This window comes from Salipiger sp. D13, assembly GCF_003703915.1.
GTDB classification, from domain to species: Bacteria; Pseudomonadota; Alphaproteobacteria; order Rhodobacterales; family Rhodobacteraceae; genus Salipiger; species Salipiger profundus.
Genome location: NZ_ML112600.1, coordinates 101,820 through 122,888 on the forward strand (window position 1 = coordinate 101,820; position 21,069 = coordinate 122,888).

A 21,069-nucleotide genomic window follows, 5' to 3' on the forward strand; every position below is an offset into this window, starting at 1 on the left:
ATCAAGCCACCTGCGGAAATCATGGGGTTTGAGAGGAAGAGGAGGGCCGGGGGAGGTCAGGCCTGAGGATGCCCGAAAGAGGGTGTCCGGGCCTGATCCTGTTCCTCATTGGGGTCTGATGCCGGAAAGTGGAGGATCCTACGTTCTCATGAGCTTTGCATTTAACGCTCCTCGGCATCAGATCCCTAAAGAGTGAAAGTGTTCTTCGGGTTTTGTGACTGACGGATGAGGGCCTTTGAGGTCCCTCAGATGGGTCCGGGCCGGATTCCGGTCTGCCGTTCCGGATGAAGGGCATTCTCATGCAAACAGGTGTCTTGCGCGTATTGCGCGCGACCGCTGCCTCGTGGTGGCGACACAAGGAACTACGCCGAACCGGCCAGACGGGGCAGGCACAACGGCGCGAGCGCGAGACCGTCCTACGTGATCTCGGTTATCTGAAGCAGGCGGCGCTGTTGCCTAACGCGCATGTGATCTGCGGGGAGGGCGGGACATTCCTCCATCTCGGTTGGACCACCGTGTCGACCTTCGCGCCGATCAAGCGCTTTCCCTTGGCCGCCCTCGCGGTCGCACAAGGGACCCCGTTCATCGATATCCGACCCGTCACCGATGTCATCGCCTTCGCGAACCTGCCGCGGGTGGCGCGGGACGGATCGGACGACTCTGAACCTTCGGGTCCCGGCAGGTCCGTGTCGCTGACCACCTACATCGACATGGCCGAACAGCTCGGCGCGAGCATCACCAACGATCCGCGGCTCTGTCGGTCAACCTAGTCACCACTCCCTCTCACCAAAACTCGAAAGGACGCCAGCCATGGCCCGATCCCGCACGCCCAAATTCGATGCCTCCGAGGTCATCACAAACGAAATCATCCGCATCATCGAGCGCGGCGTCCTGCCGTGGCGCAAGCCCTGGACCGCAGGCGGCAGCTCACGCCCCCTGCGCGTGGGCGGCGAACCCTACCAGGGGGTGAACAACTTCCTGCTGACGATGCGGACCGTGATGGCGGGCCACAGCTCTCCCTTCTGGATGACTCTGCCTCAGGCCAATGCGTTGGACGCAAAGGTCCGCAAGGGCGAGAAATCCTCTGTCGTCGTCTATTACGGCCAAAGCCGGAAAGACGCGGGCGGCGAGGACGACCGCAGCGATGGCGATGATCGCTCCGAGGAAGCCCGCATCTTCCGCTTCCAGAAATCCTATCGCGTGTTCAATGCCTGCCAGATCGATGGCCTGCCCGACAGTTTCTACCCTGACCCGGAGCCCGTACCCGAGCATCCGCCGTCCGAGCCGATCCCGCACATGCAGGCGTTTTTCGATGCCATCGACATCACAACCGTCTTCACGGGCACGGAGGCGTACTATTTGCCCCCCGTGGACAAGGTCTATATGCCATCCATCACGCGGTTCCAGGACCCGCGCAATTTCTACGGGGTCTGGGCCCATGAGCTGGCCCATGCCACGAAAGCCCCACATCGACTGAACCGTGATTTCGGGTTCTCGAAGTTTGGCAACACGTCCTATGCGCGCGAGGAGATCGTCGCGGAACTGACCTCGGTGTTCCTGGGTCAGACGCTCGGCTTCACGGCGCATACGCTCGAGATGAATGCCGCCTACCTCCACAACTGGTTGCGCGTTCTTCGGTCGGACAAGGGTGCGATCTTCCGCCATGCCGCCGATGCGCAGCGCGCCTGCGACTATCTGATCGCCAGATCGGAGGTGGGCAGGGCAGGGCGCAGTGCCGAGGCCGCCTGACCACACGGAGAACGGAGACTCGCATGTCACGCAAGGAACCCAAGGCGCTGCGGGTGGCCTGCTTTGAAGACGGCCGCCGCAAGATCATCACCTTCAAGCGCGGTGCCTATTGGTGGAGCCCGTCCGAGGGTGCTTATCCGCTCTCGGCAGCGCTCGAGAGCATCAAGCACCAAGGCGGCTGGATCGAAACCATCCCTAACCCGAATTACAGACCCAAGGGGCTGTTCGGGTAGGGCACCTTCTGCTTCGGTCCTTCCGCCAAGCAGAAAAGAAAAAGCAGGCTTTGGGAAGGGTGTTTCAACTTCTCAAAGGAGAGCCCTATGACCATCACTGCACAGCCCCAGACAGAATGCCCGGATCCGAGTGTGATCGCCGCGCAGAACGACGCGTTCCGCAAGCTCGCGTGCCTTGGAGTGCCGCCCGCGCAGCCCATCCAAGGCCGGATGCATGTCACCCGCTCGCTCATGGAGGCCGGTGACGGCTTTATGGCCGAGGCGGTGAAAGCCACCGGTGAGTTTACCACCTTTGAGCAGGACAATGATCCCGAGGGATGGCATGATTTCGGAGCGGTCGAGATCCGGGGCGAGACCGTGTTCTGGAAAATCGATCTCTATGAAGCGGATTCGGATTTCCGCTACGGGGCGGAAACGCCCGGGCAATCCCGTGACCACAATGCGCGTACTGACCGTCATGCTGGCGCGCGACTGGTAGAAGGGCAGGGGACGCCTCCCCGTGACATCTCAGACGACTAAGGCCCGCTGCCCCCAAAAAAGGCAAAGCGGGCCTTTTTTCGTGGTGATCCCCGAAGCCGGGGATTGGTCCCGCGCGTAGAGGCGCGGGCCACACCTAACCCATCTGGAAGGATATCCCATGACCACAAGTTTTGCCCCCCTCACCGTCGCTATCGGCGATCTCGTCCCGCATGCCGCCAATGTGCGCAGCAACGCGCCGGAAACCTATGACCCCGAGAACATCGCGCATCTGAAGGCCAGCATCGCTGTGCTGGGCCTCCTGCAGCCGCTCCTCGTCCAGAAGTTCGACGGCAAATACGCCGTGCTGGCCGGTGGACGGCGCCATGCAGCCCTGAAGGAGCTGGTCGCGGACAAGAGCGAGAAGGGGTTCACCGCGAAAACCAAGGTCGACTGCCGCCTTGTGCCCGAGGATTGCGACGTGACGACGGCGCTGTCCCTCGCCGAGAACATCACCCAGGCCCCCATGAACGCCATCGACGAGTTCGAGGCTTTCGCCCGGATGATGGAAGTCGACGGCCAGACGCCCGAGACGATCGCCAAGACCTTCGGCACCACGGTGGCGGCCGTGAAAGGCCGGTTGCGCTACGGTCTGATCCACCCCGACATTCGCGCTGCGGCCCGGGCTAAGACCATCACGCTCGACACGATGAAGGCCTTTGCGGAGCATCCGAGCCAGGAGGTGCAGCGCGAAGTCTTCGAGGCGCTCACCAAGGAAGATAGCTACCTGCAGGCCTATACGGTCCGCCAGGCGCTCAAATCCCGCGGCGTGCAGGTCAGTGACGATATCGGAGCTTTCGTGCGCGAAGACTACGAGGCGCGCGGCGGCGCTGTCGCCGCTGACCTTCTGGAAGAGCATTCCGTGCTCGAGGATGCCGCTCTGGTCGAGACCATCTTGCTCGAGAAGCTCGGTGCCGCTGCCGAAGAGGCGCGTATGAGGCTGGGCTTTGCCTGGGCCGATGCGATGGTCCGCTATGATTACGCGACCATGGCCGACTACGGCCGCGTCTATCCCGGCCCGATCGAACCGGATGAGGCTGCGCAAAAACGCATCGATGAGATCGCCGCCGAGCTTGAGAAACTGCAGCTCGAGATGGAGGATGAGGGGCTCGAGGACGGTGCCTACAACGCGCTTTACGAGCGCGTGGACGCCTTGGAAGAGGAAGCCCGCGACCTGCAGGAGGCCTACAGCGCCGAGGACCTCGCGCGGTCTGGGGTAATCGCGTCCTGGTCGGGCGGGCAGGTGACCCTCCATGTTGGCCTCGTCCGCCCGGAAGACACCGTCAAAAAGGAGGGCGCGCGCGGCTCCTCGGCTAGCCCGACCGGGGAGGAGGCCCCAGACGCCGGCGAAATCACCTATCCGGCCTCACTGGCTGAGGACCTCAAGACCGAGCGAGCCATGGCGCTTGGGGCCGCGATGGCGCTGCATCCGGAAGCTACGCTCGATCTGACGCTCTTCAAGCTGGTGAGCGACGTTCTGGCCAGCGGCATGAGTGTCACGCAGGCGATCAAGATCGATGCCCGCAAGGAATACCGCAGCCATGCCAAGATGGACGAGATCGACGCAACCTCGCTCGAGCAGGTGGCGGCGGCGCATGAGGCGCTGGACCTCTCCTGGCTCGATGACACCCGCGCGCCCGCCGATCAGTTCGCGGCGTTTCGCGCGCTGGAGGCAGGCGAAAAGGCCAAGCTCGTGGCCTATGCCACGGCCAGCACCACGCAGTCCTGCTTCGCGCGGGACCGCCAGCGCGACAGCCTGATGCATGCGTTCGAGATCGAGATCATGCCCGACATCCGCTCCCACTGGACGCCGAATGCGGCGCTCTTCAACCGCTTCAAGAAGGCTTGGCTCCTGAAGATCCTCGGCGAGGATCTGGGTCTCGCCCAGGAGGCGGTGACGCTGGCCTCGTCGAGCAAGAAGGAGATCGTCGCCTTTTGTGACAAGCTCTTCGCCGAGCCCTTCGCCACGCTCACGGACGCGCAGCGCGCTGCCGTGGCCGCCTGGTGCCCGCCCATGATGCAGACAGCCGGTGTCGCCTGTGATGAGGCGGAGCCCGCGGCCGAGACACCCGGAGCCTGACGGCGACATCGCGCAAGCGGCCTGAGTCCTCACGCGACCCGCGCGTGGACCATGCCGCCCGCGCGGGTCGCACCCTTCCAAACCGAACAGAAAGACATCCCCATGGCTATTCTCAAGTTCTCTGCCTCCGCTGTTGCGGCGCAAATCGCACATGCGCGTGCCTGCAAGACCTTCCTGCCCAACTGGAACGGGCCCGTGGACAGGCCGGCCCTGATCCTCATCGTCGGCAATGGTGTGCATCTGCGCTCAAACGGCATCGATGGCACGACCACCCGTATCGTTACCACCGAGCAGGCCGATCCCTCCTTCGCCTTCGCCGACGGCATGAACCCGTTTCGGGACACCGACTGGATGGCGCAGCGCCGCATGGCGTTTCGCGATCTGACCGGCCAGTTTTACACCGACATCCTGGATGACGTGCAGGTGCTCATCGACCGGGGGCGAGGGGCCATCCGGCTCGCCACCGATGGCCACAGCATCCGCGTCTTCGTGCGCCGGGCCTCGGACTATCTCATCGGCGGGACCTACGAAGTGCCCTCGGGCCTCGGTGGCACCTTCAGGGTCATCCTCAAGGATGCCTGCGACACCTTTGCGATCGTGCAGAACTGTGGCAATTGCGAGGATTTTGACGCCATGCAGCCCTACCGCGTGCCGCTCGATGCGCTGATGGAAATCGATGACCGGAGGGCAGCATAGTGGGCTGGCTTTTCTATACCGACCGCCGCGTCAAAACCTACGCGGACGAGAAAGCGGAAATCACACGGCTTTGCACTTTCGAGACGGATACCCGCAAGACATTGTTGCTCAAGGCCTGCAAGGTCGGCTCGACCTGGTATGCGGCAGCGAAGGTCACGAATATCGACGGCTCGCGGGTCGAGGATGCGACCTATGTGACCGACGAGGACGGGTCGATCACCTTCGGGGCCGTCTTCCTGACGCGCTACGACGATGGCTGCTGGGGCTACAAGGACATGGAGGAGAGCGCCGGGCCGGTGGAGTCGCGGGCACCGCTCGGTCTTCTTGCCCTGTTGTCCGAGTTGAAGGATCCCGACAGCCATGCCCATGCCTGGCGCCAGCGCTGCCGCGACTGGGCCGCGATCCCGGAATACGAAGAGGGCGACAGGATCAAGCTCGCTGCGCCCGTCACGCTGACCGATGGCAGCACCTGCCAGATCGTGACCGCTACCCATTATCGGCGCGGGCGGCAGAAGCGTCGCTGCTACCGCATCGAGGAGACAGGCGGCCTCATGCGTCTGTCTAAGGCCTCGCTTGCCGGGTCCGAGCTTCTCGGCACCGCGAAGGGTGACGCGAGCCCCGTTCTGGCGGAGTTCTTTGCCGGGAACGGTTCCTGACCGCCGGCAGCGTCGCCATCTGTCCAGCCTTGAGCCGCCTCCGCGCAGACAAAAGCGCAGAGGCGGCTTTCTGTCCTGTCGAACCCACAACCTGACTCAAAGGACAGACGATATGGACAACCGAAGCCCGGTACTCGCACGCGATTTCCCATCGAAACCTCACCTTCTTCAGGCCATTCGCCTGATCGGCAGCGAGATTGAGAAGCAACCGCTCAAGAGCTCATCGCTCGCTCGGATCATGCGCGAGACTTTCGGTGGCAGCGATGCCGGCGGCGCGTGGTTCTGGCGCATGGCCTATGACCTGATGCAGGCCGCCGCGGTCATGCAGCTTGTGCGGGACAGCAGTTCGGACGCGCTTGCGATGGCCAGATTGCTCTCCTCACGGCTTCTGACGGAGACGCGGCGCTCCGAGCAGCAGATCCGCCTGCAACAGTTCTCGACGCCGCTGCCCTATGCGGCGCTGGTCACGCGTGCCGCGGCCATCCGTCCCGGCGAAACCTTCCTCGAACCCTCCGCAGGCACCGGCGCACTGACCGGTTTTGCCGTTCGCTCTGGCGGCAAGCCGATGCTCAACGAGATCGACTCCTTTCGCCGGGCGCTTCTCGAGGCGATCTTTGATATACAGGTGACCGGCTTCGACGCCGAGCATATCGACGATCTTCTCGAAACCTCCGAACTTCCCAGTGTTATCGTGATGAACCCGCCTTTCGCCTCCTCGGTCGATCGGTCGCGCGACAAGCACATCGCGGCGAAACATCTGATCTCCGCAGCCAAACGCCTCGCGCCCGGCGGGCGTCTCGTTGCAATTATGCCCACGGGCTTCACGCCGGAACGGGATGCGGGGCATTGGGCACGGGCCTCGGCCATCGCAAAACCGCGCCTTGCGCTCACCATCCCCGGCCATGTCTATCGCAAACTTGGCACCACCGTCGAAACGCAGCTCATGGTCTTCGACAAGCTGCAGGAAGACGTCGAGTTTGTGCGCTCAGCTGTCGACGATTTGGATGCGGCGCGGGAAATCGTCGATAACATCGGTAAGTCGCGACCCGGTGCGTCTCTCGTCCAGACCAGAGCACAGGTCCGGCATGTCCCACGGCAAGGCGGTGCGCCCGCCGCGCGCAAGCTCCCCGCCACCGCAACCTCTACTGTCAAATCGACATCCCACGCCGCTGTCCCGCTGTCCTTCACCAATCTCGACACACCCCGGGAAAACACCCCCGTCTCCGACATCTATGCCCGTTACCGTCCGCAGCGGATCGAGATCGCGGGTGCGCAAGAGCATCCCACGCCGCTCGTCGAGAGCATCGCCATGGCCTCGGTGGCGCCCCCAGTCCCGTCGAACGAAGCCGCCGCCGATCTGCGCCTGCCCGGTCGCCTGATCGAGGGGGGCCATCTCTCCGAAGCCCAGCTCGAGACCATCCTCATGGCGAACGACGCGCACGCGCGCGACCTGCCGGGGCGGTTTACCATCGATGAGGACCAGACCCGGATGACCCGCGCCGACACCGATCTGGAGGCGAAGGCCTATCGGCTCGGCTATTTCCTCGGCGATGGCACCGGCTGCGGCAAAGGCCGGGAATGCGCAGGGCTCATCCTGGTCAATTGGCTCGCCGGGCGGCGCAAGGCGGTCTGGATTTCCAAATCCGCCACGCTCATCGAGGACGCCATCCGCGACTGGACCGATCTCGGCGGCTCGCCCGCCGACATCCAGCCGCTCTCCAAATGGAAGCCGGACCAACCCATTCCGATGGGCGACGGCATCCTCTTCGTGACCTATGCGACGCTGCGCTCGGCGGGCAAATGCGGAACCACGCGTCTCAGTCAGGTTCTCGACTGGATGGGCGAAGACTTCGACGGCGTGCTGGCCTTCGATGAGGCCCACGCCATGCAGAATGCCGCCGGGTCCGACGCGGGCAGGGGCGTCAAGCCCTCCCAGCAGGGTCTCGCCGGGCTACGCCTCCAACTCGCTGCGCCCCGGGCGCGGGTCTTCTATGTCTCGGCGACGGGCGCCACCAGCGTGCAAAACCTTGCCTATGCCTCCCGGCTCGGGCTCTGGGGGCAGGGGCCGGAATATCCATTCCCGAGCCGAGAGAGTTTCGTCTCCGCGATGGAGGCCGGCGGCGTGGCGGCGATGGAAGTCGTGGCACGCGATCTGAAGACCCTCGGCTTCTACACCGCGCGAGCACTCAGCTTTGACGGCGTGGAGTATGACGTGCTCGAACATGCGCTGACACCGGCCCAGATCGAGATCTACGACGCCTATGCCGGGGCCTTCCGGACGATCCACCACAACCTTGAGGCCGCGCTGACCGCGACTGGCGTCAACGACGCCTCCGGTCAGACGAACGCCTCTGCCGCCAAGGCCTCGGCAAAGTCGCGCTTCGAGAGCACCAAGCAGCGCTTCTTCAACCATCTCCTGATGGGCATGAAGGCCCCGACCGTCATCCGCGCCATCGAAGAGGATGTTGCGGACGGTTATGCCTGCGTCATCCAGGTGGTCTCAACTGGAGAGAGCCTGTTGAAACGCCGGCTCGAGGCGATGGATCCTGAAGACGAGCTCGTGCAAGGCGCGCTGACACCACGCGACTACGTGCTCTCCTACCTCGAACAGGCCTTCCCGATCCACGCCCAGAAGCTGATCGAGATCGACGGCAACATGGTGGCCGAACCACTCCGGGATGCGAATGGTGCCCTGGTCGTTTCGCGCGAGGCCGAGGCCTTGCGGGATGCCGCGATGATGGAGCTGATGTCCCTCGCGCCGATCCCCGCGGCGCTCGATCAGATCCTTTGGGCCTTCGGCGATGAGGCCGTGGCCGAGGTGACCGGGCGCTCCATCAGACCCCTTAAATCCGGTGACGGCGCTCTCTTCATCGAGAAGCGATCCGCCAGCAGCAATTCCTCGGAAACCCGCGCCTTCATGGACGGCGAGAAGGACATTCTCATCTTCTCCGATGCCGGCGGGACGGGCCGGTCCTATCACGCCGCCCAGACGGCGAAGAACCAGAAGCGGCGGCGGCACTATCTCCTCGAGCCCGGCTGGCGGGCCGACGCGGCGATCCAGGGGCTCGGCCGCACGCATCGCTCGGCTCAGGTGTCCGCGCCCTTTTTCCGGGTCTGCACCTCGGACGTGCACGGCGAGAAGCGGTTCACCTCGACGATCGCTCGGCGGCTCGACCAGCTCGGCGCGCTCACCAAGGGCCAGCGCGAGACCGGCTCCCAGGGCATGTTCCGCGAGGAGGACAATCTCGAAAGCCCGATCGCAAGGGGAGCGCTCCGCGGCTATTATGCCGATCTGGCCGCCGGGCGTGCCGGGGCGATGAGCTTCGAGCAGTTCTGCGATTGGACAGCGCTTCGTTTGATCGATCAGGACGGCGTGCTGCTCGAAGAACTTCCGCCGATCCAGCGCTTCCTCAACCGCGTGCTGGCGCTGCCGATCCACATGCAGAACGCGCTCTTTGCCGAGTTCATGAGCCGCATTGCCGACCAGACCGAGCGGGCGCGGGCGGCAGGCACGCTCGATCTCGGCGTCGAGACTTTACACGGCGAGAGGATCGAGCAGGTTTCGGCAGAAGACCTCTGGACCTGTCCGCGCTCCGGCGCGGTGACACGGATCATCGGGCTCGAAGTGACGGACCCCGTCCATGTTCTCGCCGCTGAAGAGGCTCTGGATCGAAATCCTGATAAGCAGCCGATGATCAATCGCGCGTCGGGTCGCGTGGCGTTGATCTCTTCGCGTCCGATGCAGATGTATGACGAGGAGATTGTCACGCTCATGCGCAAGGTGACGCGGCCGAGCGGGTCCACCTATGTCGAGGAAGGGAAGTTCCAGGCCTCCGCCTGGGAGGAGATCAAACCGTCAGAGTTCCGCCGCCTCTGGGACAAGGAGGCCGATAGTCTCCCTAAAACCGCCACGACGAAGCTCTACCTGCTGACGGGGCTGCTTCTTCCGATCTGGAAGGACATCCCGTCGGGCAACGAGCGAATCTACCGCGTCACGCCAGAGGGCCAGGCAAGCATGATCGGCCGGACCGTCAGCGAGGACGGCGCAGCGGCGCTGCGCGCGCGGTTCATGGTTGGCACCCCGAAGACCCCGCAGGAGGTGCTGACGGCGGCACTCGGGTCCACAGCGCCGGTCGATCTCGGTCGCGGTCTCACGCTCATCCGCCGCCGGGTCGCGGGGGCGGCCCGTCTTGAGATCGACGGGGCCGACCGGGGCATGATCGACGGGCTGAAGGCCATGGGCTGCTTTACAGAGATCATCGCCTTCCAGCTCCGGGTCTTCGTGCCGCACGGAGAGGGCGTTGATACCGCCGCGATCTTGTCTCGGATCACCGGTGCCCAAACTGGCGCGTCCCAGGAAGCCGCCTGACACGCGTCGGCTCGAGCAGGTCCAGACTCCAAAACGTCCATTCCACGGGCCAGATCGATTGATCGGGCCCGTGGGCATTCCCAACCAATCCCCTACGGAGATCAATATGAACTTCGCAGAGATCGAATCCGCCGTGGATGCGAGACACTCCGTGCACTGGTCACATGAAGGCTACCGCGTCCACCGGGATCCACCTGGCCAATACCTGATCACCTATCTGCCGAATGGCAGTTCGATCGGCCTCACGGACCGAAGCGGCACAAAGCTGAATGGGGATGAGATGTCGTTTTTTGTCTCCCGTCCCGACCTGGGCGTCACCATCCATTGCAGCGCCTGTGGCAGCGAAGACGTCCTGCGGGATTGCTGGGTCGGCTGGAATACCGAGTTGCAGTTATGGGAGAGCACCGACCTGCAGGATCACGCCTTCTGCCGCGCCTGTGACGGGGAGGCCATACTGACAAAGCGTACCATCCGGGACTATGGCGCGGCGTCAGGGTTCAGCAGTTCCGGATGCGTTCCTGTCCGAACCATTGCCGAAAAAGGGCAGGGGACGGGTGCGTGCGGGGAGGTCGCAGGCACCGATCTGAGTGGTGTCTCGTGTTGCACAGTGGGGGGAGAGAGGAAAGAGGGCTTTCTGAATTGGTGATCCCATGAGGGGTCGAAAAGCAATCCCGTGTGCTCTGGCCAAGTGTCAGGCACCGGCAAACCCAAGGAGAAGACCCATGTTCGCAGGAACCCTGACCAAAAACGCCGAAACCGCAGCCGCCGTCTATTCCGGCATGATCCATTCCGCGCGGTTCGATATCGCCATCCAGCTCGAGACGCGGACCAAGATGTCCGAACGCAGCCCCGACTTTGACGTGACCGCGGTGAACAAGTCGGGCCGCAAGGTGCGCATCGGCACGGCCTGGAGCGAGACCGGCAATACCAGCGGTAATCCTTACGTCTCGATGCAGATCGATGTCGGCCTCGGCCCGTTCCGCGTCAACGCGGTGCAGACCAAAGAAGCACGCGAGGCCGGGAGCGGCGCGTTTGAAATCATCCCGCTGGTCTCGAACGGCGAGATGAAGTCCGGCTCGATCTCGGGTGAGCTGACGGCGATGGATGCCGACAACGCCTTTGCCGGCTACATCGCCAATATGATGTTCGATCTCGACTTCATGCTGATCGAGAACGAATTCAAGACCGAGGAAACTCACCCCGACTACCGGATTGAGGTCTCCTCACCACGCGGCCACCCAATCCGCATGGGCTCGGCCTGGATGGCGAAGAGCAATCGTACGGGCAATGATTATGTCTCGCTCCTCATCAACACGCCCGATGGCGATCTGCGGGTCAACGCCGTGCAGAACGAAGAGCAGCGCGGCGGTCAGACCTTCTCGATCATCCCCTTCGTCGACAGCGGCGAGCAGGCACAGGAGACGGGAGGTCTTTCACTGGTCGCCTGATGGATCAGGGAGAAGATCGTTACCGGACGGGAGCCGCGTAAACGCGGCTCCTATTCCCCAACTCGAGGCAGTCGCCGCGACACAGAGTGCGCCCAATTTCTGAACAATAATATACGACATGCGCAAGAATGTAGCATTGCATGACATGCATAGCTGCATTGCAGCGAAACCCCTTGTTGCGGCGCAGCATTCCCCCTACATTTTTCTTGAAGGTTGGGCCTCCTCTCCTCCTCCCTGGGGGTCGGACCGGAGTTCTGCGCTGCACCTCCTCCCGCAGCGTGGACGCAAGAAATCAGGCGTCATCTCACCTCCCGAGATGGCGCCTTTTTTCGTTCCGTCTTTGGACGATCTGACCAGGTGAAAATCCTATTGGCCTAACCCTGATTGAACGCCGACCCTGTAGCCGATGTTTGGGATTTGCCTAAGCAGTTATGAGCCCTGCCACGCCCGATGGGCGTGGCACCGCGCCTTAGGCTGCGCCTGCAGCCCGGCCGCTCCGTTCTCCCTAAGGCCAATAGCGCTCTTACATGTCTCTTTCGAGCCAGGTGCGATCGCGGCCAAATGGTCGTTCGGAGCTGCCGCTCTGCGCCCATTCGGGTGACAGTCGCTGGGCTGGGGCCCGCCATAACACGTTAAGTGTCATTTGTCGGGGAAAAGAGTGAAAGCGGGCTTGGGGCAGGGTGAACCTGCTGGGTGAGAGAGCGTCGGTGGGTTCATCCCTTACCTGCTCTCCTGGAGCACACCCATGACCGATACCAACAACGCCCCGGGTCAGACTTTTGATATGTCCGCCTCGATGCAACGCTATTACGCTGATCGTCAGCGCTTCGAGGCATTGTCCGCGAGTATCCGACCCGCCAACAAGAAGGTGCTCTTCGATGTCCTGGCGGCAGCGGATATCGCGCAGGTTATCGTTGCCTTCGATGGCTATGGTGACAGCGGCCAGATCGAAGACGTCTCAGCCCTATCAGGCGGAAAGAATGTTGACCTGCACAAGGGGCAGATTTCCCTCTCGCGCGCGAGTTGGGGGACAGACGAAGTGACCGAACACAGCATGACCATCGAAGAGGCGGTCGAACAGCTGGCTTATGATTTTCTTGCCGAGACCCATCCCGGCTGGGAGAACAATGACGGTGCATATTGTGGCGAGTTCACCTTCGATGTGAAATCGCGCGTGATCACGCTCGATCACAACGAGCGCTACACCGCCACTGAATCCTACGAACATACATTTTAAGGAGGCGGCAATGGCACATCCCTACCACCATTCCCTGTCCTCGGTGAAGAAATGGGGCGGCGAGGTCGACGATTTCATGGCCCTCCACAGCTGGTTCGATGCGAGCAAGGAGATTACCGCCGACTTCCGCCATCGCGCCCTTCGTCATCATGCCGAAGGCATATTCATGGCTGAGACAATCTTTGGGCCCACGCTCACCCTGTCCACTGGTCGGGTGATCCCGACCCGTTGGGTCGGTGAACAGCATGTGCGTGAGGATCTGGGCTTCATCCCGAGTTTCGCCGATTGGGTCAAAGCCATCCGGCCTGAGCCCTGGATGGGGCGCACGCAAAAGATCGAACCGGAGGTCGATCCCTTCGTCGCTGCCGCCGTGGGCTGACACTTGGGTTTCGTCATCAGGAGGCCGCGTGGTGTTCCGGCGCTTGGTGGCGAAAGCCTATTCGGAGAAGACCTTTCTGACAGATGCCAGCCGCATCCAATCTCGCCCGCCGAAGGCGACCAGGGCAAGGTAGATTACCCCGGCCTCGACATCCGGCCTAAACACGATGGTCAGCCGATACCCGGAGCCGCCGTGCCGCACGAGCCAGCCGTCCAGCTTTCCGCCGAGACGCATGCCCGAGGTCGGATTTTCTTCAATGGCCTGAAGCATGGCATCGATCTCGTCGAGCCGCCGCAGCGCGGCCGCCGTGTCGCCTTGCGTGACCTCGACAATGTGATCGACAATGCCAATGAGATCCCGCTCGAAGAACGGGTGCCGGACGAAGCGCATCAGGTCTTGTGGGATATCGCGGCCAGATGCGCGCGCGCGCCCGCGGTGACTTGTGAAGCCTCACCAACCGGCTCCCATTGATCGAGCGGCAGGGACAGGCGCCGTTCCAATTCTGCCTCGAGAACGGATTGCTCACGTTGACGCTCCGCCTTGGCCTTCGCCAATTCACCCGACACTGCCGCACTCATATTGGGGTATTCCCCTGCCTCGACCAACTCTTTGGCGAAGGCATAGGCGGTATCGGTGAAGCTGACGGTCTGTTTTTGAACACTCATGACGGGCCTCTCGGTGTGCCAACAGACTACCGAATTGGACGTTTCTTGACAAGAGCTGGGGTGCGGTCGACTGGCTGGGAGGTCAATGCCTTGCGGCCACTTCTGCTCGGTACGCCAAGTCGCGGTTGAGCATCGGCCTGTGGCCGATCGCGCATTCGGCCATGCGGCCTCACCGCGGCGTTGCGCCCGGCGTCCCGGTTTGCCCGTCTCGCGAGCACGTCGCTCCCCGGCCGCTCCGCCGGATTGCGCTCCGGTCTGTTTTGCAAAATGCAAAACGATCCCGCCGCTTCATCCGTCTCCCGCGTCCGGTCGCGCCGTTTGCCTGCTCGTTTGGGCAAACCTACCGTCAAACACACACACATGAGTGCGGAAGCATATCCTCCGGATGGCCCCCAAATCAGCCCGCCTCAAGGATCGCAAAACTTTTCGGTGGGGGCAGCGGCGATGGAGAGGGCGGTTAAGTGTTCGATGACCCGGCTGCGGGAAGCGATGTGCCCTGAAAACTTTTGCGCCCGCCAAGCCGGCGGCTGCGCCGTCCCTGACCCGGACAGATTCGGTGAACCAGAATTTCGGCCATGCCACCACACTCCCGTGGTGAGCCAAGTAATCCCGAACATCTGGAGATATGAACAATGGCTTACGACCAAGCGAACACCTACGAGACCATCGAACTATTCGGCCTGACCGAGAAAGGCGCGGACCTGCCGAACCCCGACGATCACATCCTGAAGGACAGCATCATCCGCGAGACCTTCGAGACCCTGCTCGGCCAGTTGCGGAACACCGGGCTGGAAGCCGAGATCGAACCGCTCGCGCACGGGCTCGCCACGATCCTGCAGCGGCGCAAGGTTGCCCTCGGAAAGGAAATGGACCGCACCGCCGACAAGATCGGGGCCCTGGCGAAATCCCATGACGGATCGGAGATCGCCGAGACCGCTCTGGAAGAGGCGCAAGCTCGCTTTCTGCAACTCCGCGAGATCGTCGGAGCGATTGAGGTCATGAGCGAGGCGGCGGCGGAATGCTACGAGGTCGAGACTGGCCACGCCTTTATCCCGGCCGCGGGGTCGCGGGCCAGCGCTCGCGCTCAGGAGACCGGGGCGGTTTTCGAAGCCCGGCAGTTGCTGGAACAGCATGATCGCGAAACAGCAGCCAAGTCGAAAGTCGAAGGCGTGCCCCTGATCGTCTCGGGGGCGACCGACTGGACCGATATCGATGTCATCTTCTCGACGCTCGACAAGGTTCGCGAGCGGATCAAGCAGAACCGCAATCAGGAAATCTTCCTCTGCCACAAGGGCGGCAAGAATGGGGCCGAGATGATCGCGGCCCGATGGGCGCGCGCTCGAGGTGTCGCGCAGGCACGGTTCGATCCCCGCTGGTCCGCACATGGCCGAGCCGCGCCGTTCAAATGCAACGACGAGATGCTGGACGACAAGTTCGCCGCAACCGGCGTCGTGCTCTTCGGTGGCAATGGGGTCGCGCTAAACCTCGGGCAGAAGGCGGAGGCGAAGGGGCTGACGGTCATGCGGGTTGCTGATCCGGCGAAGGCAACGAGTGAGTGAGTTTGAGAGGGTCGCCTAAGGGCGGCCCTTTCGTCGTTTCTCAAGGATGCGGTGGTGCTCCCCAGTCCTTTTTGCCTAGCAATTTCATGTTTTGATAGGTATATGCGTACCAAGCAAAATTTCAAATTGATTGGCATGATACCTCTCAGCAGCATAGCCACAAGCGCTTATACCGATCTGGTGCGTCTCCTGAAGGACGACGCCTTGTCCGGTGTCGAAGGCAAGCCCACGCTCAAAACCCGCGGCGACAAGGCCTATTGGTACGCCGCGCGTCGTGTCGGAACAGAGATGCGGTTTGTCTATATCGGAGAAGACAACGACGAGACGCGTTCACGTATCGACCGGATCGAGGAGCTGCGCGCGACTGCCAAGGATCGGCAGGCTGAACGGTCTCGACTGGTTCGGCTCCTGCGCGCCGAAGGCATGACACCGACCGACCGCGCGACGGGCTCCATCCTTTCGGCGATGGCAGCAGCCGGGACTTTCCGTTTGGGTGGCACCATGGTCGGGACAAATGCGTTCCGGCTTTACGAGGGTGAGCTTGGTATTCGTTTGCCCTTGGGGGGCATGGCCAATACCGGGGACATCGACATTGCTCAGTTCGAAAAACTCAGCATCGCGCTAAAGGATCACGTTGACCCCGGGCTGGCCGAGACCTTCTCGACGCTCAAGTTTGATCCCCTGCCGGCTCTTGACCGAGGTCGGACCTGGCGATGGGCGCAGGGTGGCAGTGGCCAGCTCGTTGAGTTTCTCACACCGGCCTTCGGAGACGAGACCATCCGTGATCTGCCCGCCCTGGGCGTGAACGCCCAAGCTTTGAATTATCTCAACTTCCTGATTGCCGAGCCGATCCATGCGGCTGCGATCTATCGGTCCGGCGTTCTGGTCCAGGTCCCGCGCCCGGAACGTTATGCGATCCACAAGCTGATCATTGCCGACCGGCGCCGTGACGGGGCAGGGAGCCTCAAATCGGCGAAGGACCGGGAGCAGGCGGCATTTCTCGTCAAGGTGCTGGCAGAGGATCGTCCTGATGATCTGTCTGAAGCTTACACCACTGCGATGGACGTCGGGCCGCGCTGGCGCGATCACATTGGCGCTTCGCTGGACCGGTTGGAAGAGACGCGTGCCATCTTTGAAGGTATCGGTTCCTGAACGCAAAGCTTTCGTCTCCTTCGCTCAACAACATCCGGTGACCGGTCACACCCTGCTCGCGGGACTGGTCGCGCTCATGGCCGCGGCGCTGCGAAGTCATCGAAGCTGACACCTGCTGTGCCGATTCGCCGGGTGGGTCGATCATCGTGCCAATGGCTCAAACCGGGGTGGTCTATCCTGCTCCGGTCTTGGCAACTGAGCGGGATCGATGGCGTTAAGATCAGGGCCGCTCACCCGGGTCTCTCTTTTTTGCTCACAGATGTGGATCGCACGGGGTCGGGCCGTCCGTGCCCTCCGCTTCGCTCCGGCAAACACAAATACGGTTTCCACGCGCGGGGCGCGCGGACCCTCCGCATTTGCATTTGCGGCCGCCCCTTGTCCCCCGTGCCGGTCGATCCCCATCGCAAAAAGGAGAGACCCAAATGACCAACCACTACGTCGCCACCGTTCCCGTCAAGTTCACCGACAACGACGGCAATGAACGCACCCGGTTCCAGCGCGTCGGCGCGATGTTCCGCAACACCCGCAACGGGGACGGCTCGGAGTTCTTCAGCCTCAAGCTCGACTTCCCGGTCGCAGTCCAGGAGCTGGTGATGTTCCCGCCGAGCGCGAAGGAACCACAGGAGTAATCCTCTCACGAGGATGGGCCGCCGTGAGGCGGCCCTTTCCCTGCTTCAGGGAAGGCTGCGCCAGACCCAGAGACCCCTGCCTGCGGCCGGTGTCTCTGGGTAAAAGCCAGGACCGCAAGCGGTCCTGCTGGAGATCAAAGACAGCCGCTGGAACAGGACTGCCGGCCAGCCCCAAGGGGGCCATCCGGAATAACAGTCGGGCTGAAGCCCGCCGGTTTTTCCGGCAGAGATTTGGCGGGCCAAATCTGGCCTCCCTTGACCCTGTCCGTCAGCCCCGTCGGAGAAGAGATGCGCCGCCCCTCGCTTCCGTCCGAACACATGCGTGTTTGGACGGAACCTCGGGCGCGGGCATTGGGAAGATCGGACGGAGTGCGGACGGAGAAGGGGGCGACTTTTTGGCCCTTCGGGCGGGGCCTCGCACCTGCGGTGCTCGGCCAGAAGCGGAATACGAGGCCGCGTATAGTTGAAGACCAAACATATAGCATTNACGAGGCCGCGTATAGTTGAAGACCAAACATATAGCATTGACACATTGGTATAGTTTCGTAATGTGAGCGTGCGGCCACGTATGAAGGTGGCAAGATATGGCTGGCGACGACAAGATCGTCGATGATGTCTGAAATCTGGGTCATGAAATTTGCGTCCTGTTCTGTTCCGGCACTGCGCGCCCACATCGTATGGTGCAGGGACATCGTGTCAATAAGTTGCGTTAATTTTCCTATATATCGAGAAATTTATTGATCAAGCGTGCGCACCTACCTCGTGGCACCGGGACATGTGGCCGACGTGATGACCGCTGACCAACGCGGCAAGGGTATCGGCATCGACGTCCAGCGCATTGCCGCGCCAGGCGATGTGCAAATCGGGGCGCAGCAGGAAATAATCCCGGCCATAAATCGCGCGCAGGCGGTCGTCCGGGAAGATCTTGACCTCCAACGGCAAACCACAGGCGAGAAAGGCTTTTTCAATTGGATCGGTCGCATTCCCCGCGCCAAAACAGACAAGGGTGAACCCGCCCCCGATCACGTCGTGAATGGAGACACCTTTGGAAATCCACACATGCGGGAACCGCACGCCGGTCCAAGCGGTGGGAACATAGGTCCGAAACAACGGCTCGGGCCCGCCGGGTTCATCCCAGATCACCGGGCTGTCGACATAGCGGTATCCCAGTTCGGCCCCGATCATTTCATTGGTCTTGCGCTGTTCGACATCCGCGACATCCGCCAGGTTCCGGCGCTTGGCCGCACCCTCGGGCGTGTCGTCGTTGAACCCCGGCTGCCATTGCCCCCGCCATTTCCGCCGCCCGGTCGATGCGTATCTTGAGGCGCCTATATTGCGGTCACCGATCTGGCGACGCTCAACTTCATAGGATCGCAACAGATTTGGCCCGGCCCAGCCCTGTAGGGTGGCGGCCAGTTTCCATGCCAGATCGATCGCGTCTCCAACCCCGGTGTTCATGCCCAGCCCACCCGTCGGAATGACCAGATGCGCGGAATCCCCGGCAAGGAAAATGCGCCCTTCGCCATAGCGGTCGGCCAACAACAGGTTCTGCTTCCATTCGCCGACATACAGCATTTCGTAATCGACGTGAGCGCCGACGACCTGTTCGAACTGACGCGCCATCGCCGCGTCGTCCTCGACCACCGCGTGCAGGGTCCAGTGTCTGGTCGAATCCTGCATGATCAGGAACGAGGCCTGATTGTCAGCCACATGGTAGTGCCGCCCCTGCCCCGGCCCATTTCCGAGCGGCAGCCGGTCAAACAGATCGTCACACCGATAAAGCGCTTGGCGCAGTTTCAACAAATTGCCTTCGCCGCGCAGCGAAATATCCAGCGATTTACGCACCGGGCTGGCCCCGCCATCGCAGCCGACTAGATAGTTTGCATTCACCGTTACCGGGGTTCCGTCCGCTCGGCACAGATGCGCCGTGACACCGTTGTGATCCTGATGCTGGCCTTCGAATTCGACGCCATACATGACCGTGACCGAAGGCAACGCCTCAGCGATGTCCTTCAACAACGGTTCCAGCGTGTATTGCGACACAAGCTGATATGCCTCGGCGGGTTGCGAACTGTCCTCGGTGGCCGCAATTTCTGCCTGCGCCGTGCTGACAGACGGGTATTCCAGATGCAGCAATGGCGCCTCTGTCATCTTGGTGACGACGAAAACATCCATCGGCACATCGGCATCCAGCCCGGCGGCGCGTATCTTGTCGGCAATGCCCATACGGCGGAAAATTTCCATCGTCCGTGCGTTGCAACGCTCCATCTTGGGCAGGAATTCCGGCGCGTCTTTCTTTTCCACAAGCGTACAGCGCACGCCCTTTTGGCCAAGGGCAATGGCAAGAACCAGACCCACTGGTCCGGCGCCGACAATCAGAACGTCCGTTTGCATTGATCTCTCCGTCAGGTGGCAATACGCAGGGCGACCCTACTGTCACGGGCGCAATAATCAATTAATTTTATCATTATGTAGGAATTTTAAATGATGCCGCGATCCATATTGCCCCGGCCCCGGCTTTGTTCCATTTTCACCCCAGCACTGGCAGGAGGCACACAATGCAGCGCCACGAGCGGCTTATTCAGATCCTTGATCTGTTTTCTCAGGAAAAGCCCAATTGGGAGCTGGAGGAGATTCATACAGCCCTTGGGCATAGCAAATCGACGCTGTATCGCTATCTGAAAACCCTGACCGACGCGGGGTTGCTGACGACCTTTCCCGGGCGCGGGTACAGTTTGGGATCGCGGTTTGTCGAATTTGATTATCTGATTCGGGTCACCGATCCGCTGATTCGCCTTGCCGGGCCGGTTCTGACCCAACTTGCCGAGACGAATGCCTGCGTTGGTCTGCTGTGTCGGCGCTATTCGGACAAGGTTCTATGCGTCTTTCAACACACGGCCACGACCAAGATTCACAGCAGTTACGAACGGGGCAAAGCGCGCCCGATCTTTCGGGGGGCCGCGTCACAGGTCATCCTTGCGCATCTGTCCGCCTATCAGCTTAACCGCCTATACACACCGAACGCGGCAGCGTTCAGCGAAGCGCGTCTGGGCGATGATCTGGCCGGTGTGCGGCAATCGCTTAGCGCCATTCGCGCCGTCGGGTGGCACGCGACCGAAGGTCAGGTAACTCCCGGTGTCGTCGGCATTGCCGCCCCGCTATTTGACGAACGCGGCGACATCACCGGCAGTTACAGCCTGACCCTTCCGGCCGGAAACGTGACCTCCGAAGACATTCGCACGCTTGGCGTAACCGTTGCGGGGGCGGCGCAGGAAATTTCCCAAACCCTTAAGAAAGCTCCCGCATCCTAAGCCGGATCGCCCGTATGCCAGTTCAACTGTGTGCCGATCTTGTCCGACAGTATTTTCAACAGGATCGTGACCAGCTCTTTATGCGCCCCATGCCGCCCGTTGCACCGGTTCACAAGGCACAGCGTACGGGTGATCCGCGGGCTCACGATGGGCCTGATGGCAAATCGACCATTGGCGATGTCATCGGAAAAAAGCCCGAAGGGCACGATGGAAAAGGCGCGCCGGCTTTCCATCAACTCGCGCTTCAGGTTGACCGCTTCAACCTCCATGACGACATTCAGCGCGATGCCTTCGGCTTCGGCCATCGACTCCAGCAGAACCCGGGTGATCTGGTTCTTGGAATCCAGAATAAGCGGCTGTCGCGTTGCCCTTAAATCTGAGACACGACGC

The 21,069-nt window shown here is 62.0% G+C and carries 18 protein-coding genes and 2 pseudogenes; 16 read left to right on the top strand and 4 right to left on the bottom strand.

The features are described 5' to 3' along the window. Positions 1-299: 299 nt before the first annotated feature. The 12 genes and pseudogenes from D6860_RS14920 to D6860_RS14975 all read left to right on the top strand — a co-directional run bounded on the left by D6860_RS14920 (position 300) and on the right by D6860_RS14975 (position 13,363). Positions 300-770 (top strand): hypothetical protein, encoded by a 471-nt coding sequence (locus tag D6860_RS14920; protein WP_028288614.1) that lies wholly within the window; start codon positions 300-302, stop codon positions 768-770. A gap of 40 nt (positions 771-810) precedes the next feature. Then, complete coding sequence (locus tag D6860_RS14925; RefSeq protein WP_028288613.1) at positions 811-1,749, top strand: ArdC family protein; 939 nt, start codon at positions 811-813, stop codon at positions 1,747-1,749. Between the two features lie 23 nt (positions 1,750-1,772). Continuing rightward, complete coding sequence (locus D6860_RS14930) at positions 1,773-1,982, top strand: DUF6330 family protein (RefSeq protein WP_017469169.1); 210 nt, start codon at positions 1,773-1,775, stop codon at positions 1,980-1,982. An 87-nt stretch (positions 1,983-2,069) separates the two neighbouring features. Next, a pseudogene (locus D6860_RS14935) lies at positions 2,070-2,460 on the top strand (DUF3768 domain-containing protein). Positions 2,461-2,619: 159 nt separating this feature from the next. Further along, positions 2,620-4,603: pseudogene (locus tag D6860_RS14940) on the top strand (ParB/RepB/Spo0J family partition protein). Between the two features lie 77 nt (positions 4,604-4,680). Then, the gene (locus D6860_RS14945) at positions 4,681-5,274 is read left to right on the top strand and encodes a hypothetical protein (RefSeq protein WP_025042408.1); all 594 of its coding nucleotides are present in this window, start codon (positions 4,681-4,683) and stop codon (positions 5,272-5,274) included. Further along, entirely contained in the window at positions 5,274-5,930 is a 657-nt protein-coding gene (locus tag D6860_RS14950) for a DUF6927 domain-containing protein (protein ID WP_076626021.1), read from the top strand. The genes D6860_RS14945 and D6860_RS14950 overlap by 1 nt, the downstream gene beginning before the upstream one ends. A gap of 112 nt (positions 5,931-6,042) precedes the next feature. After that, positions 6,043-10,299 (top strand): bifunctional class I SAM-dependent methyltransferase/DEAD/DEAH box helicase, encoded by a 4,257-nt coding sequence (locus D6860_RS14955; protein ID WP_076626020.1) that lies wholly within the window; start codon positions 6,043-6,045, stop codon positions 10,297-10,299. A gap of 106 nt (positions 10,300-10,405) precedes the next feature. Then, positions 10,406-10,945: a hypothetical protein gene (locus D6860_RS14960; protein ID WP_076626019.1), complete on the top strand. Its 540-nt coding sequence runs from the start codon at positions 10,406-10,408 to the stop codon at positions 10,943-10,945. Between the two features lie 76 nt (positions 10,946-11,021). Further along, positions 11,022-11,747 carry a DUF736 family protein gene (locus D6860_RS14965; protein WP_076626018.1) on the top strand — a complete coding sequence of 242 codons (726 nt, stop codon included), beginning with the start codon at positions 11,022-11,024 and terminating at the stop codon, positions 11,745-11,747. A gap of 745 nt (positions 11,748-12,492) precedes the next feature. Beyond that, positions 12,493-12,984 (top strand): DUF6878 family protein, encoded by a 492-nt coding sequence (locus tag D6860_RS14970; protein ID WP_076626017.1) that lies wholly within the window; start codon positions 12,493-12,495, stop codon positions 12,982-12,984. Between the two features lie 10 nt (positions 12,985-12,994). Beyond that, positions 12,995-13,363: a DUF6915 family protein gene (locus tag D6860_RS14975; RefSeq protein ID WP_076626016.1), complete on the top strand. Its 369-nt coding sequence runs from the start codon at positions 12,995-12,997 to the stop codon at positions 13,361-13,363. A gap of 57 nt (positions 13,364-13,420) precedes the next feature. On the opposite strand, the gene D6860_RS14980 is transcribed toward D6860_RS14975, so the two are convergent. Further along, positions 13,421-13,753: a type II toxin-antitoxin system RelE/ParE family toxin gene (locus D6860_RS14980; protein WP_076626015.1), complete on the bottom strand. Its 333-nt coding sequence runs from the start codon at positions 13,751-13,753 to the stop codon at positions 13,421-13,423. Further along, positions 13,753-14,028 (bottom strand): hypothetical protein, encoded by a 276-nt coding sequence (locus D6860_RS14985; RefSeq protein WP_076626014.1) that lies wholly within the window; start codon positions 14,026-14,028, stop codon positions 13,753-13,755. Before D6860_RS14985 ends, D6860_RS14980 begins: the two co-directional genes overlap by 1 nt. Positions 14,029-14,660: 632 nt before the next feature. Here D6860_RS14985 and D6860_RS14990 point away from each other — a divergent pair. The 3 genes from D6860_RS14990 (at position 14,661) to D6860_RS15000 (ending at position 17,368) form a co-directional block, all read left to right on the top strand. Beyond that, positions 14,661-15,587: a DUF2493 domain-containing protein gene (locus D6860_RS14990; protein ID WP_076626013.1), complete on the top strand. Its 927-nt coding sequence runs from the start codon at positions 14,661-14,663 to the stop codon at positions 15,585-15,587. 102 nt (positions 15,588-15,689) lie between these two features. Next, positions 15,690-16,739, top strand: coding sequence for a nucleotidyltransferase family protein (locus D6860_RS14995; RefSeq protein WP_229743375.1), 1,050 nt, complete (start codon positions 15,690-15,692; stop codon positions 16,737-16,739). 422 nt (positions 16,740-17,161) lie between these two features. Continuing rightward, complete coding sequence (locus D6860_RS15000; RefSeq protein ID WP_076626064.1) at positions 17,162-17,368, top strand: hypothetical protein; 207 nt, start codon at positions 17,162-17,164, stop codon at positions 17,366-17,368. 741 nt (positions 17,369-18,109) lie between these two features. Here the strand turns inward: D6860_RS15000 and D6860_RS15005 are convergent. After that, on the bottom strand, positions 18,110-19,762 hold the full coding sequence (locus D6860_RS15005; protein ID WP_076626063.1) for an FAD-dependent monooxygenase: 1,653 nt from the start codon (positions 19,760-19,762) through the stop codon (positions 18,110-18,112). A 164-nt stretch (positions 19,763-19,926) separates the two neighbouring features. On the opposite strand from D6860_RS15005, the gene D6860_RS15010 reads away from it, so the two are divergent. Beyond that, a complete protein-coding gene (locus tag D6860_RS15010) occupies positions 19,927-20,679 on the top strand; it encodes an IclR family transcriptional regulator (protein ID WP_076626062.1) in 753 nt (250 codons plus the stop codon). Here D6860_RS15010 and D6860_RS15015 read toward each other — a convergent pair. Next, a partial coding sequence (locus D6860_RS15015; RefSeq protein ID WP_206512204.1) for a LysR substrate-binding domain-containing protein occupies positions 20,676-21,069 on the bottom strand: 394 nt, incomplete at its 5' end. The two genes, D6860_RS15010 and D6860_RS15015, sit on opposite strands and share 4 nt — an antisense overlap.